This is a genomic window from Cupriavidus sp. GW823-FHT07B10 (assembly GCF_058794355.1).
Genome location: NZ_JBXAGS010000023.1, coordinates 37,249 through 52,225, shown reverse-complemented (window position 1 = coordinate 52,225; position 14,977 = coordinate 37,249). Strand labels below are relative to the sequence as shown.

General features: G+C 67.3%; 14 protein-coding genes. 9 read left to right on the top strand and 5 right to left on the bottom strand.

All coding sequences use genetic code 11. The annotated features are described in order from the left end of the window. The 3 genes from mobA to AC1Q6V_RS30830 all read right to left on the bottom strand — a co-directional run bounded on the left by mobA (position 1) and on the right by AC1Q6V_RS30830 (position 5,034). Entirely contained in the window at positions 1-600 is a 600-nt protein-coding gene (gene mobA / locus AC1Q6V_RS30840; RefSeq protein WP_010814665.1) for a molybdenum cofactor guanylyltransferase MobA, read from the bottom strand. Positions 601-620: 20 nt separating this feature from the next. After that, the gene (gene moaA / locus AC1Q6V_RS30835) at positions 621-1,745 is read right to left on the bottom strand and encodes a GTP 3',8-cyclase MoaA (RefSeq protein WP_454750350.1); all 1,125 of its coding nucleotides are present in this window, start codon (positions 1,743-1,745) and stop codon (positions 621-623) included. Between the two features lie 220 nt (positions 1,746-1,965). After that, on the bottom strand, positions 1,966-5,034 hold the full coding sequence (locus AC1Q6V_RS30830; protein ID WP_058698466.1) for an Rne/Rng family ribonuclease: 3,069 nt from the start codon (positions 5,032-5,034) through the stop codon (positions 1,966-1,968). A 793-nt stretch (positions 5,035-5,827) separates the two neighbouring features. Between AC1Q6V_RS30830 and AC1Q6V_RS30825 the strand changes: the two genes are divergently transcribed. The 4 genes from AC1Q6V_RS30825 to AC1Q6V_RS30810 all read left to right on the top strand — a co-directional run bounded on the left by AC1Q6V_RS30825 (position 5,828) and on the right by AC1Q6V_RS30810 (position 9,177). Continuing rightward, complete coding sequence (locus tag AC1Q6V_RS30825) at positions 5,828-6,832, top strand: RluA family pseudouridine synthase (protein ID WP_454750349.1); 1,005 nt, start codon at positions 5,828-5,830, stop codon at positions 6,830-6,832. Between the two features lie 30 nt (positions 6,833-6,862). Then, positions 6,863-7,522 carry an HAD-IA family hydrolase gene (locus AC1Q6V_RS30820; RefSeq protein ID WP_058698464.1) on the top strand — a complete coding sequence of 220 codons (660 nt, stop codon included), beginning with the start codon at positions 6,863-6,865 and terminating at the stop codon, positions 7,520-7,522. Then, positions 7,515-7,913: a Rieske (2Fe-2S) protein gene (locus AC1Q6V_RS30815; protein ID WP_011615727.1), complete on the top strand. Its 399-nt coding sequence runs from the start codon at positions 7,515-7,517 to the stop codon at positions 7,911-7,913. Before AC1Q6V_RS30820 ends, AC1Q6V_RS30815 begins: the two co-directional genes overlap by 8 nt. A 79-nt stretch (positions 7,914-7,992) precedes the next feature. Further along, positions 7,993-9,177, top strand: coding sequence for a S49 family peptidase (locus AC1Q6V_RS30810; protein ID WP_010814671.1), 1,185 nt, complete (start codon positions 7,993-7,995; stop codon positions 9,175-9,177). 57 nt (positions 9,178-9,234) lie between these two features. On the opposite strand, the gene AC1Q6V_RS30805 is transcribed toward AC1Q6V_RS30810, so the two are convergent. After that, positions 9,235-9,966 carry an SAM-dependent methyltransferase gene (locus AC1Q6V_RS30805; protein ID WP_010814672.1) on the bottom strand — a complete coding sequence of 244 codons (732 nt, stop codon included), beginning with the start codon at positions 9,964-9,966 and terminating at the stop codon, positions 9,235-9,237. 16 nt (positions 9,967-9,982) lie between these two features. After that, positions 9,983-10,582 (bottom strand): Maf-like protein, encoded by a 600-nt coding sequence (locus AC1Q6V_RS30800; RefSeq protein WP_010814673.1) that lies wholly within the window; start codon positions 10,580-10,582, stop codon positions 9,983-9,985. A 205-nt stretch (positions 10,583-10,787) separates the two neighbouring features. On the opposite strand from AC1Q6V_RS30800, the gene AC1Q6V_RS30795 reads away from it, so the two are divergent. From AC1Q6V_RS30795 to fabD, 5 genes are all read left to right on the top strand, one after another. Then, positions 10,788-11,378 (top strand): DUF177 domain-containing protein, encoded by a 591-nt coding sequence (locus AC1Q6V_RS30795; protein ID WP_010814674.1) that lies wholly within the window; start codon positions 10,788-10,790, stop codon positions 11,376-11,378. 119 nt (positions 11,379-11,497) lie between these two features. Continuing rightward, positions 11,498-11,677, top strand: a complete 180-nt coding sequence (gene rpmF / locus AC1Q6V_RS30790) for a 50S ribosomal protein L32 (protein ID WP_010814675.1) — start codon at positions 11,498-11,500, stop codon at positions 11,675-11,677. A gap of 165 nt (positions 11,678-11,842) precedes the next feature. Further along, complete coding sequence (gene plsX, locus AC1Q6V_RS30785; protein ID WP_010814676.1) at positions 11,843-12,922, top strand: phosphate acyltransferase PlsX; 1,080 nt, start codon at positions 11,843-11,845, stop codon at positions 12,920-12,922. Positions 12,923-12,974: 52 nt separating this feature from the next. Then, entirely contained in the window at positions 12,975-13,955 is a 981-nt protein-coding gene (locus AC1Q6V_RS30780; protein WP_010814677.1) for a beta-ketoacyl-ACP synthase III, read from the top strand. Positions 13,956-14,038: 83 nt separating this feature from the next. After that, complete coding sequence (gene fabD / locus AC1Q6V_RS30775) at positions 14,039-14,968, top strand: ACP S-malonyltransferase (protein ID WP_011615725.1); 930 nt, start codon at positions 14,039-14,041, stop codon at positions 14,966-14,968. The last annotated feature ends 9 nt before the right edge of the window (positions 14,969-14,977 follow it).

The window sequence follows — 14,977 nt, the reverse complement described above, 5'->3', positions numbered from 1 at the left end:
TCAGCGCGTTTCGTGCGTGCGCAGTTCGTCCAGGGTGTTGATATTGGCAAAGGCCGCGGCGTCGTCGAACAGCACTTCGGCCAGGCGGTGCGAGGCGGCCCAGGTCTCGATCTTGCGGCCGCCGCCGGAAAGATAAGCCACCAGGCTGTCGAGCGCACTGACCGGCATCAGGCAGAACACAGGTTGGGTCTGGCGCCGGCCGTCTTCGTCCAGCGTGACGGGGATCGCCAGGTCCGCGCCTTCGGCCTCGATCGCCTGCGCCAGGCGCGCCACCAGGTCGGTCGGCAGGAACGGCGAATCGCAAGGGGCGGTCACCATCCACGGCGTGGCGCATTGCTCCAGGCCGGCCAGCATCCCCGCCAGCGGACCGGCGAAGTCGGGCACGGTATCGGTGTAGACCGGTACGCCGAACGACTCATAGGCGGCCAGGTTGCGGTTGGCATTGATCATCAGCCCGCCCACCTGGGGGGTAAGCCGCATCATCGTGTGCATGGCCATCGGCGTGCCGTGCAGCGGCTGCAGGCCCTTGTCGGTGCCGCCCATGCGGCTGCCCCTGCCGCCTGCGAGGATCAGGCCGGTGATGTCGTCGCGTGCAATCATGGATTTTGTGTGCGGCGGGGTCAGCCGCCGATATAGGACATCTCGATCTTGCGCTCGGCACGCCTGGCGCGCACCGTCGGGTCGCTGCGCTGCTCGGAATAATTGTCGGTGCGGCCCTGCCACACCTGCGCAATCGCATTGGAGATTTCCAGGTCGCTGTAGCCGCCGCGCAGCAGCGCGCGCAGGTCGAAGCCCTCGGTGGCGAACAGGCACAGGTAGAGCCGGCCTTCGGTGGACAGCCGGATGCGGCTGCAGTCGCCGCAGAAGGCGTGGGTGACGCTGGAGATCACGCCGACCTCGCCGCTGCCGTCGCGGTAGCGCCAGCGCTCGGCGGTTTCGCCGGAGTAGTTGGCCTGCACCGGTTCGAGCGGGAATTCCGCATCGATGCGCTTCACCACCTCGGCGGACGGCAGCACTTCATCCATCTGCCAGTGGTTGCTGGCGCCCACGTCCATGAACTCGATAAAGCGCAGGATGATGCCGCTATTGCGGAAGTGGCGCGCCATCGGCACGATTTCCTGGTCATTGGTGCCGCGCTTGACCACCATGTTGACCTTGATCGGCGCCAGCCCCACGGCCTGCGCGGTCTCGATGCCGTGCAGCACGTCGGCGACGGCGAAGTCCACGTCGTTCATGCGGCGGAAGGTGGTGTCGTCGATCGCGTCCAGGCTGACGCTGACCCGCGTCAGTCCCGCGTCGCGCAGCGCGCGCGCCTTGCGCGCCAGCAGCGAGGCGTTGGTGGTGAGCGTCAGGTCCAGCGGCTTGCCCGAGACCGTCTCGATCTTCGCCAGCATCTCCACCAGGTGCTCGATATTCTTGCGCAGCAGCGGCTCGCCGCCGGTCAGGCGGATTTTCTCGACGCCGTGGGCGACGAACAGGCGCGCGGTGCGCTCGATCTCCTCGAAGCTCAGCAGCTCGGAGTGCGGCAGGAAGGTGTAGTCCTTGTCGAAGACTTCCTTCGGCATGCAGTAGACGCAGCGGAAGTTGCAGCGGTCCGTCACCGAGATGCGCAGGTCATGCAGCGGCCGGCCGCGGGTGTCGGCCACCAGGCCGGTGGGGGCAGCCAGCTTGCCGGGAATGCTGGGCGTCATCGAGCGGTAGCGATGGTCGCGCAGGTCGAAAATCGGAATGACGGATTCGGTCATGGCCTGTGGGTGGGCACGGCGTCCGGGGAGCGGCCTGGCGGCGTGGCCAAATCAGGGGCGCTCGAGGGCCGGATGCCTTCTGCTGCCATTCTAGCCGAGGCGGGGGCGGGGCACCCGCATCCCCCGGAGATGGCGGGGATTCATCCGGCCGGCTGCCCATGAAAAAAGGGGACGGCGTGGCCGTCCCCTTCTTGCTTTGGCTGCGGTGCAGCGGCAACGCTTACTGCTGCGATGCCATCTCCACTTCGCGGCCACCGGTTTCCACCAGGATCATCGGGCCGTGGGGCAGTGGCGGCAGCGCCTTGCGCTCGCGCTGCACGCGCGGGGCGGGCGCGATGCGGGCGGCGGCTTCCTGGGCCGAACGCAGCTTGTCGCTGTCGGTATGGACCCATTGAAGGCCGGCGGTGGCCAGCATCGATTCCAGGTTTTCCAGCGCTGCCGGGGTGGCCGGCGCTGCAGCAACGACCGGGGCTGCCGGGGCGAACACTTCGGCCGGTGCGGCTTCGGCGACAGGGGCGGCGACCGGTGCAGCGGCAGGTGCCGCCACCACCGGAGCCGCTTCGACGGCCACGCTTGCGGTGGTCTCGACGATCGCTTCGGCGGCAATGGCTTCCGTGACGGCAACGGCTACCGGCGCAGCTTGCTGGGGCGCGGGCTCGGCAACCGGCGCGGTCACCGGGGCTGCCTCGGCGACCGGCGCGGGCGTCACATCTTCCGGCACGGCGATGCGGATCGCTTCGACGGCCTCGGCCGCAGCGGCCACGGCAGCTTGCGGTGCGGGCTCGGCCGGCACGGGGGCTTCAGCACGTACCGGGGCAACGGCTTCAGCAGCGGCGGCCTCTTCGTCGCCTTCGCCCTGGGCAACTTGCACCGACTCGTCGCGCTCGCGGCGATAGCGGTTGCGGCCACGGCGGTTGCGGCGGCGGCGCTCTTCGCCCTCAGCGGTCTCGGCGGTGCTTTCGGCACCTTCCGGCAACTCGGCGCGGACGGCTTGCGTCTCTTCGGTCACGGCCTGCGGCAGCACGCCCAGAGCCTGGGCGGCGGCGACGGCTTCCGGCCGCGGTGCTTCACCGGCTTCGGCTTCGCGCAGTTCGCTGCGTTCGCGCTGGCGTTCACGCTGGCGCTCGCGGCGTTCCTGGTTGCGGTCGCGGCGGCCTTCCTGACGGCCCTCGACGCGCTCGCCCTGGGCGCGCTCGGCTTGCACCGCCTCGCCCTGGCGTGCCAGGGCCGGGGTGGCCTGGCCTTCACCTTGCTGGCGCGGCTGGCGGCCCTGGCGTTCGCCACGGCCCTCGCGTTGCTCGCCGCGCTCGGCACCCTGGCGTTCACCACGTTCCGCGCGCTCGGCACGGTCGCCGCGCTGGCCGCGGCCCTGGCGCTCGCCACGCTCCGCGCGCTCACCACGCTCGGCGCGGTCGCCACGCTCACCACGCAGGCCACGGCCTTCGCCGCGCTGGCCGCGCTCGCGCCGGCCTTCGGCGCTGCGGGCCTCAGTGGCAACCGCCGGCTTGGCCGGTTCCACCACCGGCGGGGTTGCCGGACGGGCACCGAACAGGCCCTTCAGCCAGGCGATAAAACCGCCGCTGACCACCGGCTGGGTGGCCGGCACGGGCGGGGCGACCGGGGCTTCCGGCTTGGGTGCGCGCTCGGGGCGCGGCACCGACACCGGGGCCGGTTGTTCCGGGGTGATGCCCTTGACCGCGGCTTCCTGGCGCGGCTTGGCTTCTTCCTTGCGGCGGCTGCTGTAGCTGGTGTCGGCTTCCAGTTCCTTGGCGGCGGCCTCGGCCATGCGGTAGCTGGCGGTGCTTTCTTCCAGGCGCGGGTCGTCGTGGCGCAGGCGCTCCAGCTTGTAATGCGGCGTTTCCAGGTGCTTGTTGGGGATCAGCAGCACATTGACCTTGAAGCGCAGCTCGATCAGGTTGATTTCCTGGCGCTTCTCGTTCAGCAGGAAGGCGGCCACTTCCACCGGCACCTGGCAGTGGATGGCGGCGGTGTTTTCCTTCATCGCCTCTTCCTGGATGATGCGCAGCACCTGCAGGGCGGACGATTCTGTATCGCGGATATGGCCGGTGCCGTTGCAGCGCGGGCAAGTGATGTGCGAGCCCTCCGACAGCGACGGCCGCAGGCGCTGGCGCGACAGCTCCATCAGGCCGAAGCGGCTGATCTTGCCCATCTGCACGCGCGCGCGGTCGTGGCGCAGCGCGTCCTTCAGGCGCGTTTCCACGTCCTTCTGGGCCTTGCCCGACTCCATGTCGATGAAGTCGATCACGATCAGGCCGCCCAGGTCGCGCAGGCGCAGCTGGCGCGCGATCTCGTCGGCGGCCTCGAGGTTGGTGCGCAGCGCGGTTTCCTCGATGTCGGCGCCCTTGGTGGCGCGGGCCGAGTTCACGTCCACGGAGACCAGCGCCTCGGTGTGGTCGATCACGATGGCGCCGCCCGAGGGCAGCATCACCATGCGCGAGTAGGCCGACTCGATCTGGTGCTCGATCTGGAAACGCGAGAAGAGCGGCACGTCGTCCCGGTACTTCTTCACGCGGTTCATGTTGTCAGGCATCACCACGCTCATGAAGGCGCGGGCCTGTTCGTAGATCTCGTCGGTGTCGATCAGGATCTCGCCGATATCCGGCTGGAAGTAGTCGCGGATGGCGCGGATGACCAGGCTCGATTCCAGGTAGATCAGCAGCGGGGCCTTGTTGTCGCCGGCGGCGCCGTCGATGGCCTTCCACAGCTGCAGCAGGTAGTTCAGGTCCCACTGCAGTTCCTCGGCCGAGCGGCCGATGCCGGCAGTCCGGGCGATGATGCTCATGCCTTCCGGCACGGTCAGCTGCGCCATGGTCTCGCGCAGTTCCTGGCGGTCCTCGCCCTCGATGCGGCGCGACACGCCGCCGCCGCGCGGGTTGTTGGGCATCAGCACCAGGTAGCGGCCGGCCAGCGAGATGAAGGTGGTCAGGGCCGCGCCCTTGTTGCCGCGTTCTTCCTTCTCGACCTGGACGATCAGTTCCTGGCCTTCATGCAGGGCATCCTGGATGCGCGCGTTGCGCACGTCGATGCCTTCCTTGAAGAAGGCGCGGGCTACTTCCTTGAACGGCAGGAAGCCGTGGCGCTCTTCGCCGTAGTTGACAAAGCAGGCTTCCAGCGAGGGTTCGATGCGGGTGATGACACCCTTGTAGATGTTGCCCTTGCGCTGTTCGCGCCCGGCAGTCTCGATGTCGATATCGATCAGTTTCTGACCGTCGACGATGGCGACGCGCAATTCCTCCTGTTGCGTCGCGTTGAACAGCATGCGTTTCATCGCAATACCTCACTCCAGTGTCGCGGGTGGCACCGTCTGGGCGGTGTCCGCGGCGATCCATGGAGCACGCGAGGGAGCGAGCGAGGCGCGAGAATTGCCGGAAAGCGCCGCTGCGCGGGATAGGCGAGCGGCTGGGCGCGGGTGAAAGAGAGCGATGACGTCGGGGTAACGTCCGCGGGGCAGGAGAGAACACCGGAGGCTGCTCTTGCGCAGACATCCGGCGCGTTCCCGTGCCGGAGGCGATGCTGAACGCCGGCGCAACCGGCGCCGGCGGCATCGCGGCCGGCCGCGGAAGGCCTAGACGCGTCAAAGAGCAAATTTTTCGGACACGGCATGGTTGCCGTTGCTGCCTGACTACTCCTGGCGGGCGCACCTACTACTTCTTGGAATTCTGCGACCGGGCGCCGGTATTTCCAGTCAGGCGGCAGGCTAACCTGCCGGCCGGCACCGTTTCCCGGTGCGGGCAGGACTTCTCTCACCGAAGCGGATGCCGGCAGTGGCATCCGCCTTTAAATTCTGTTTTACCTGAACACTCAGTTCCCACGTCACCGCCTGCCTCGCCGAAGCCTCCTTTGGGCGACTTCCTGCATGCCGGCGGCACCGTGCGTGCTGCTTTTTACTGCCATTTGCCCGTCTGGCGCTTGGCGGAACGCAAAGTTGCGGGAGACGGGCGGGGTTGGCGGCAACCCCAAGTGTAGAATGCGAAAAATCCAGGAAAACTCGAAGATTAATCGCTTACACAGGTCTTGCGCTGCCGGCCACAAGCCGGGACAGCGAGGAAATTATATTGAAAATGAATGAGTTACGCCATCAAATTGAAAAGGCTGCCGAAGCTGCGCCGGCCAGCCCACAGGTGGCGTATGTCACGATTGACGAAGGCTCGGAAGGTCAGCGCATTGACAACTTCCTGCTGAAGGTGGCCAAGGGCGTGCCCAAGAGCCATATCTACCGGGTGCTGCGTTCGGGGGAAGTTCGCGTCAATAAGGGGCGGATCGATGCCACTTATCGCCTGCAGTCGGGTGATGTAGTGCGCATTCCGCCAATGCGGGTGGCGAATTCCGCGCAATCCGCCAATGCCCAGCATGTGCCGGCGGGCGAATTCCCGGTGCTGTTTGAGGATGCCCAGCTGCTGGTGATCAACAAGCCGGCCGGCGTGGCCGTGCACGGCGGCTCGGGCGTGGCCTTCGGCGTGATCGAGCAATTGCGCCGGTCGCGGCCCGAGGCCAAGTTCCTGGAGCTGGTGCACCGGCTCGACCGCGAGACCTCCGGCATCCTGGTGCTGGCCAAGAAGCGCTCGGCGCTGGTCCACCTGCACGAGCAGATTCGCGGCAGCGCGATGGACAAGCGCTATTTCGCCTGCGTGGCCGGCGAATTCCCGAACGCGCGCCAGCACGTGAAGCTGCCGCTATATAAGTACAGCACGCCGGACGGCGAGCGCCGGGTGCGGGTGCAGGCCGACGGGCTGGCCTCGCACACCGTGTTCAACCGGGTCGAGGCCTTCCAGGGCTTCACCCTGCTGGAGGCCGAGCTGAAGACCGGCCGTACCCACCAGATCCGCGTCCACCTGGCCCACTCGGGTTTCCCGATCGTCGGCGACGAAAAATATGGTGACTTCTCGCTGAACAAGGCACTGGCGCGTTCCGGCGCCAGGCCGGGCCTCAAGCGCATGTTCCTGCATGCCCACCGGCTGGTGTTTATCCACCCGGCCACGGGCGAGCCGCTGGCGGTGGAAGCGCCGCTGCCCGACGAGTGCGTCGGATTCCTGCAACAATTGCGTGAACTGCATGCCCCGGAGTAGGGTAGTGCATCAAACGCCACAAGGATTTCCATGGCCAGGCAACAATTTGACCTGATCGTTTTCGACTGGGACGGGACGTTGATGGACTCGACCCCGACCATCGCGAAGTGCATCCAGCTTGCCAGCCGCGACCTGGGCCTGCCGGTGCCGGATGACAGCGCCGCCAGCCACGTGATCGGGCTGGGCCTGAAGGATGCGCTGTCTTACGCGGTGCCGACGCTGGACCCCGCCGACTACCCGCGCCTGGCCGAACGCTACCGCTACCACTTCCTCGCTCGCGACGCCGACCTGGTGCTGTTCGACGGCGTGCGCGAAATGCTGGAGGCCCTGCGCGGCGAACATTATTTTCTTGGCGTGGCCACCGGCAAGACCCGCGTCGGCCTGCAGCGCGCGCTGGCCGCGAGCGGTCTGACCCGCCTGTTCGACGCCACGCGCTGTGCCGACGAGACCTTCTCCAAGCCGCACCCGGCCATGCTGCACGAACTGACCCGCGAACTGGGCCAGGACGTGGAGCGCACGGTGATGGTCGGCGACACCACCCATGACCTGCAGATGGCGGCCAATGCCGGCGCCAAGGGGATTGGTGTGTGCTATGGCGCACATCCCGCAGATTCGCTGCGCGCGATGGCGCCGGTGCATTGCGCGACTTCCATCCCCGACCTGACCGACTGGCTGCTGGCCCATGCCTGAGGCAGCGGCCGGCCAGGCGCCGGTGCGGCTGTGTGCCGCCGAGGACCTGGAGGAAGGCGGCCTGGGCGTGCGCTTCTCGGTGGCGCTGGACCAGCGCGAGATCGGCGCCTTCGTGGTGCGTTTCGACGGCGCCGCGCACGGCTACCTGAACCAGTGCGCCCATGTGCCGATGGAACTGGACTGGCAGGAAGGCCGGTTCTTCGATGCCTCGGGCCTATACTTGATGTGCGCCACACATGGCGCGGTTTATGCGCCGGACAGCGGCGAGTGCGTCGGCGGTCCCTGCCGCGGCGCATCGCTGGCCAAGCTGCGCATCGAGGAGCGCGACGGCCAGGTCTACTGGCTACCGGAAGCGCCATACCGGATTGCTGCGCGCATGGGCGGTGCCTGAATGACGGGCAGGGCCGGCAGTCAGGCCGGCCGTTGTATTTCCAGGCCTGGGGTTCCAGGCGTTTCCACGAGCGATTTGCATGACAGAACAACAGAAGCCGCCATCGGGTGAATCGGGTCAGCCGGACGAGCACAAGCCAGCCGGCGACGGTGCGCCGGGCGAAGGGGCGCCCCAGGCGGAGTCCGAGCGCCTGGTCACCGCACCGCGCGCCGACTACCCGCTGGAAGACGAATTGCGCGCCGGCGACGACGCCGCAAGGCGTGAAGCGCGCGAGCGCAAGGCGCGCATGGCTGGAGCCACGGCGGGGCCCCCGGTTGGCGGCGGCGCCGGCTGGGAGCGCGATCTGCTGGAAAAAGTGCTGACCGCATCGCTGCGCGAGCAGCGCGCGGCACGGCGCTGGCGCATCTTCTTCCGCTTTGTCGGACTGGCTTTGCTGGCGCTGATCCTGGTCACGCTGTTCGACTTCAAGGGCGATGGCGCCATCAGCACCTCGGGCCGCCATACGGCCATGGTCACGCTGGAGGGCGAAATCGCCGCCGGCACCCCGGCCAGCGCGGAATCGATCAATGCCTCGTTGCAGGCGGCGTTCGCTGACGGCAATGCCGCCGGCGTGATCCTGAAGATCAATTCTCCGGGTGGCTCGCCGGTGCAGGCGGGCATCATCAACGACGAGATCCAGCGGCTGCGCACGCTTTATCCGTCCAAGCCGTTCTATGTGGTGGTGGAAGAGATCTGTGCCTCGGGCGGCTATTACGTGGCCGCGGCGGCCGACAAGATCTATGTCGACAAGGCCAGCATCGTAGGTTCGATCGGCGTGCTGATGGACGGTTTTGGCTTTACCGGGCTGATGGACAAGCTGGGCGTGGAGCGCCGGCTGTATACCTCGGGCGCCAACAAGGGCATGCTGGACCCGTTCTCGCCGCAGGTGCCCAAGCAGAAGGCCTTTGCCGAGGCCATGCTCAAGCAGATCCACCAGCAGTTCATCGACGTGGTCAAGGAAGGGCGCGGCGACCGGCTCAAGGATGATCCGGAACTGTTCTCCGGCCTGTTCTGGTCGGGCGAGCGCGCCGTGGAGCTGGGCCTGGCCGACGGGCTGGGCAGTGCCGACTATGTCGCGCGCGATGTGCTCAAGGCCGAGGACATCGTCGACTACACCGTCAAGGAGAACATCGCCGAGCGCGTGGCCAAGCGCTTTGGCGCGGCGGTGGGCTCGGCGGCGATGAAGACCATGCTGTGGAGCAACCGCATGCAGGGCATGCACTGAGCCTGGATGGCGCGGCGGCAACGGCAAAGGGGGCGTTCGCGCCCCCTTTGCCGTTTCTTACATGGCCAGCAGCGAGAAGATCGCCGGGCGCTTGTGCAGGTCGATCCGCTCGGGACGCCAGTCCGATAGCGGCAGCGTGACGATGGTCTCGCCCGGCAGGGTCAGGTCCACGGCCACGGACAGCAGCGTGGTGCCGGCGCAGTGCTGGCGCATGGCTTCCAGCAGCGCCGCATTGCGGTAGGGCGTTTCGATGAACACCTGGGTCTGGCTGGACTTGCGCGAGCGCTGTTCCAGCTCACGCAGGCGCTGCGCGCGCTCGCCGGCATCGACCGGCAGATAGCCGTTGAAGGCAAAGCTCTGGCCGTTCAGGCCCGAGCCCATCACCGCCAGCAGGATCGAGCTGGGCCCGACCAGCGGCCGCACGCGGATGCGGCGCGCATGGGCCAGCCGCACCAGGTCGGCGCCGGGGTCGGCCACCGCCGGCACGCCGGCCTCGGACAGCAGGCCGCCGTCGCGGCCGGCTTCGAGCGGGGCTAGCAGTGCGGCCAGGGCGTCGGCGCGCGTGTTGACGTTCAGCTCGCGGATATCGATCTGCTGGATCGGGCGTGCCAGCGGCGTGGTCTCGCCCAGCTTCTTCAGGAAGGCGCGCGCGGTCTTGGCGTTCTCGGCGACGAGGTAATCGAGGTTGGCCGCGATCTGCTGCACGCCGGCCGGGATCACGTCGGCCAGCGGGTCGGCTTCATCGCGCTTGCCGAGGGTGTTGGGGATCAGGTAGAGAGTGCCGCTCATCGTGGGCTCGTGCGGATCATGCGGAAAGAAGAGGGTAGCCGGCCTGGCGCAGCATGCCGGTCAGTGCGATCAGCGGCAGGCCGACCAGTGCGGTCGGGTCGTCCGACTCGACGCGTTCCAGCAGCGCGATGCCCAGGCCTTCGGACTTGGCGCTGCCGGCCACGTCGTAGGGGCGCTCCAGCTGCAGGTAGGTCTCGATTTCAGCATCGGTCAGGTCGCGCATGGTCACGCGGGTCTGCACGTCGGCCAGCTGCACGGTGCCGGTGCGTGCGTCCAGCAGGCACAGCGCCGAGTGGAAGGTGGCGGTGCGCCCGCGCATGCGGCGCAGCTGCGCCACGGCTTTCTCGTGCGTGCCGGGCTTGCCCATCTGTTCGCCGTCCAGGGTCAGCACCTGGTCCGAGCCGATCACCAGCACGCCCGGATGGCGCGCGGCAATGGCTTCGGCCTTGCGCTGCGACAGGCGCAGCGCGGTGGCTTCGGGCGCTTCGCCGGCAAGCGGGGTTTCGTCGATGTCGGGCACGGCCACCTCGAACGGGATGCGCAGGCGCTCCAGCAGTTCGCGGCGGTAGGACGAGCCGGAGCCAAGGATCAGGCTGGGGCGGGGGTCTGTGGACATAAGTAATGGAATCGGAACAGGAAGCGAAACAGTAAAAGGTGCGGCCCGCGTTGCAAGACCTTTGACCTCGACGCGGTTTACGTCGTACAATCGCGCGTTTAGCCGCATCCGCATCCGGGCGCAGTGCCGCCAATGTGCGCGGCCCGTAGTCCGGCAGGCGTGGAATGTGGCGAACCAGTCATTGTATAGCGACCGGAGCACGCACATGACCCAGCCGATTGACCTGCGCGCGCTTGATCTCTTCGCCTTGTGCCGGAAGGGTGAAAGCCTGGCCGGCGACGTGGCGGTGCGGGATTTGCCGCGCATCTTAGCCGAGACCGCCGCGCAAGCGCCAGCCTCGGCACCCGATGAGACGTTTGCCTATACGGTCACTGGCTTCATGCGTGAAGAGGCGGCCGAGCCGGGCGCCGCGGTGGCGCGGCGGCTGTTTCTCGACGTGACCGTGCAGGGCCGGATCTGGCTGGATTGCCAGCGCTGCCTGGCCCCCTATGCCGAGCCGATCGATACGGCAACGCGTTTCGAGGTGGTGGAAAGCGAGGAAGCGGCCGACGCCGCGCCGATGGACGACGACGAAGTCGACGTGATCGCCGGCTCGAAGCGTTTCTCGCTGCTGGACCTGATTGAAGATGAAGTGCTGCTGGCGTTGCCGGTGGCCCCCAAGCATGACGTCTGCCCGACGGTGCACGAAAGCCTCGTGACCGGTTCGGACGGCGAGGCGCAGCCAGAGGCTGAGCCTGAGGAAGAAAAGCGGCCTTCGCCCTTTGCGGCGCTGGCCGGCCTGAAGACCAAGCATTGATGCCGCCGGCAGGCGGTGCGCAAGGTCTTGCAGGTGAATCTGAAGCATCCGGCCGGGCCCCGGCTACGCCTTGGGCGGGATGCGTGTGTTAATATTGAAAAATTCTCGAAGGAGTCATCATGGCTGTTCAACAGAACAAGAAGTCGCCGTCCAAGCGCGGCATGCACCGTTCGCACGATCACCTGTCGGCAGCGCCGCTGGCAGTTGAGCCGACCACCGGCGAAACCCACCTGCGCCACCACGTCAGCCCGAACGGCTACTACCGTGGCCGCAAGGTCATCAAGACCAAGAACGACTGATAGCTTCGTTCGGCGTGACGTTGCGTCTCGCTCGCGCATGCCTGTAGGTCGGACACTAAAAGGTCAGAGACAAAAAAGCGGCAAGATCGTTGCCGCTTTTTTGTTGGGCGCTCGGATTTCCCGCCGGGCGTGGCGTGCGCCGCCGCGCTATCCGTACCAGGAACAATGACGATCAAAATCGCTATCGACTGCATGGGCGGCGATCACGGAGTCTCCGTGACGGTGCCTGCGGCGATCAGTTTTCTTTCCCGCCACGACGACGCCGAGATGGTGCTGGTCGGCTTGCCCGACGCCATCCGGACGCAGCTGAAGAAGCTGCACGCGCTGGACCATCCGCGCGTGACCATCGTCGAGGCCACCGAGGTCATCACCATGGATGACCCGGTCGAGGTGGCGCTGCGCAAGAAGAGGGATTCCTCGATGCGCGTCGCCGTCACGCAGGTCAAGGAAGGCCTGGCCGGTGCCTGCATCTCCGCCGGCAATACCGGCGCGCTGATGGCGGTGTCGCGCTATGTGCTCAAGACGCTCGAAGGCATCGAGCGGCCGGCCATCGCCACCACCATCCCGAACGAGCAAGGCTGGGGCACCACCGTGCTGGACCTGGGCGCCAATGCCGACTGCGAGCCCGAGCACCTGCTGCAGTTCGCGCGCATGGCCGAAGCCATGGTGGCCGTGGTCGACCACAAGGAACACCCCACGGTGGGCCTGCTGAACATCGGCGAGGAAGTCATCAAGGGCAATGAGGTGGTCAAGCGTGCGGGTGAACTGCTGCGCGCCTCGGAGCTGAACTTCTACGGCAACGTGGAAGGCAACGACATCTTCAAGGGCACTACCGACATCGTGGTCTGCGACGGCTTCGTCGGCAACGTGGCGCTCAAGAGCACCGAGGGCCTGGCCAAGATGATCGGCAGTATGATCAAGGAAGAATTCACCCGCTCGTGGTTCACCAAGCTGCTGGCCGCGGTCGCCATGCCGGTGCTGTCGCGCCTGGCCAGGCGGCTCGACCCGGCGCGCTACAACGGCGCCTCGCTGCTTGGGTTGCGCGGGCTGGTGATCAAGAGCCACGGCTCGGCCGATGCCCATTCTTTTGAGTGGGCCATCAAACGCGGGTATGATGCCGCCAAGAATGGCGTGATCGCCCGCATCACCCGGGCTTTTGCCGATAAATCCAGCGCCGCAGGCGCTGCACAGCCCGCCCCGGAGACAGAGGTGCCTGGCGCGCATCCCAGCCCCCACGTCGCCTGAGCGCCACGCGCGCCGGTCGAGGGTGCCTGCGGGCCATACGATCCGACAATACATGACCAAGTACGCAAAAATCATCGGTACCGGGAGCTACCTGCCTCCGCGGCGCGTGACCAACCATGACCTGGCCACGCAGCTTGCCGAAAAGGGCATCGAGACCAGCGACGACTGGATCGTCTCGCGCAGCGGCATTTCGGCACGCCACTGGGCCGAGCCGGATGTGACCAGCAGCGATCTTGCGGTCAAGGCTGCCGAGCAGGCCATCGAAGCCGCCGGCATCGACCGCCAGAGCATCGACCTGATCATCGTCGCCACCTCGACGCCGGACTTCGTGTTCCCCAGCACGGCCTGCATCGTGCAGGAAAAGCTGGGCATCACCAACCACTGCCCGGCGTTCGACCTGCAGGCGGTGTGCTCGGGCTTCGTGTACGCGCTGGCCACCGCCGACAAGTTCATCCGCAGCGGCTCGCACCGCAACGTGCTGGTGATCGGCACCGAGGTGTTCTCGCGCATCCTGGACTTCAACGACCGCACCACCTGCGTGCTGTTCGGCGACGGTGCCGGCGCCGTGCTGCTGTCGGCGTCCGAGGAGCCGGGGATCCTGTCCACCGCGATGCACTCGGACGGCAGGCATGTCGATATCCTGTGCGTGCCGGGCAACGTCGCCGGCGGCAACATCACCGGCAACCCGTTCCTGCACATGGACGGCCAGGCTGTGTTCAAGCTGGCCGTGAACGTGCTGGACAAGGTCGCGCGCGAAGCCATGGAGGCTGCCAGCGTGACGCCGGGCCAGATCGACTGGCTGATTCCGCACCAGGCCAATATCCGCATCATGCAGGGCACGGCAAAGAAGCTGGGCCTGCCGGCGGAGCGCATGGTCGCCACCGTGCATGAGCACGGCAACACCTCGGCCGCGTCGATCCCGCTGGCGCTGGACGTCGCGGTGCGCGACGGCCGCATCCGCGCGGGCCAGACCGTGCTGATGGAAGGCGTGGGTGGCGGCTTCACCTGGGGCGCGGTGCTGCTGCGCATGTGATTCGCGGCCGGCGCCATGGCATGCCGCGCATGCGGGGCATGCCGCGGCGCCGGCCACCCGTTTCTTGTTAGGGTTCCAATCCGATGAAATTCGCTTTCGTATTTCCCGGCCAGGGTTCGCAGTCGGTCGGCATGCTCAATGCCTTCGCCGATAACGCCGTGGTGCGCGCCACCGTGGAAGAGGCCTCGGCCGCGCTCGGCCAGGATCTCGGCCGCCTGATCGCCGAAGGCCCCGCCGAAGAGCTGAACCTGACCACCAACACGCAGCCGGTGATGCTGACCGCCGCAGTGGCGGTCTACCGTGCCTGGCTGGATGCCGGTGGTCCGGCACCGGCGCTGGTTGCCGGCCACAGCCTGGGCGAGTACTCGGCGCTGGTGGCCGCGGGCGTGATCCCGTTTGCCGACGCGGTACCGCTGGTGCGCTTCCGCGCGCAAGCCATGCAAGAAGCCGTGCCGGTGGGCGAGGGTGCCATGGCCGCGATCCTGGGCCTGTCCGATGACGACGTGCGCGCCGCTTGCGCCGAGGCATCGGCCGCCGGCGTGGTCGAGGCCGTGAACTTCAACGCGCCGTCGCAGGTGGTGATTGCCGGGCACAAGGCCGCGGTCGAGAAGGCCTGCGAAATCGCCAAGGGCAAGGGCGCCAAGCGCGCGCTGCCGCTGCCGGTGTCGGCGCCGTTCCACTCGTCGCTGCTCAAGCCCGCTTCGGACCGCCTGCGCGAGCGCATGGCCGGCCTGGCTTTCTCGGCGCCGTCGATCCCGCTGGTGAACAACGTCGACGTCGCCATCGTCAATGATCCGGATGCGATCAAGGACGCCCTGGTGCGCCAGGCCGCCGCGCCGGTGCGCTGGGTCGAGTGCGTGCAGAAGATGGCCGCCGAAGGCGTCACGCACGTGATCGAATGCGGCCCCGGCAAGGTGCTGGCCGGCATGACCAAGCGCATCGACGGCAACCTGACCGGCGGTGCGATCTTCGATCCGGCCTCGCTGCAAGACACGCTGGCACTGCTGAAGTAAGCAAGAGGA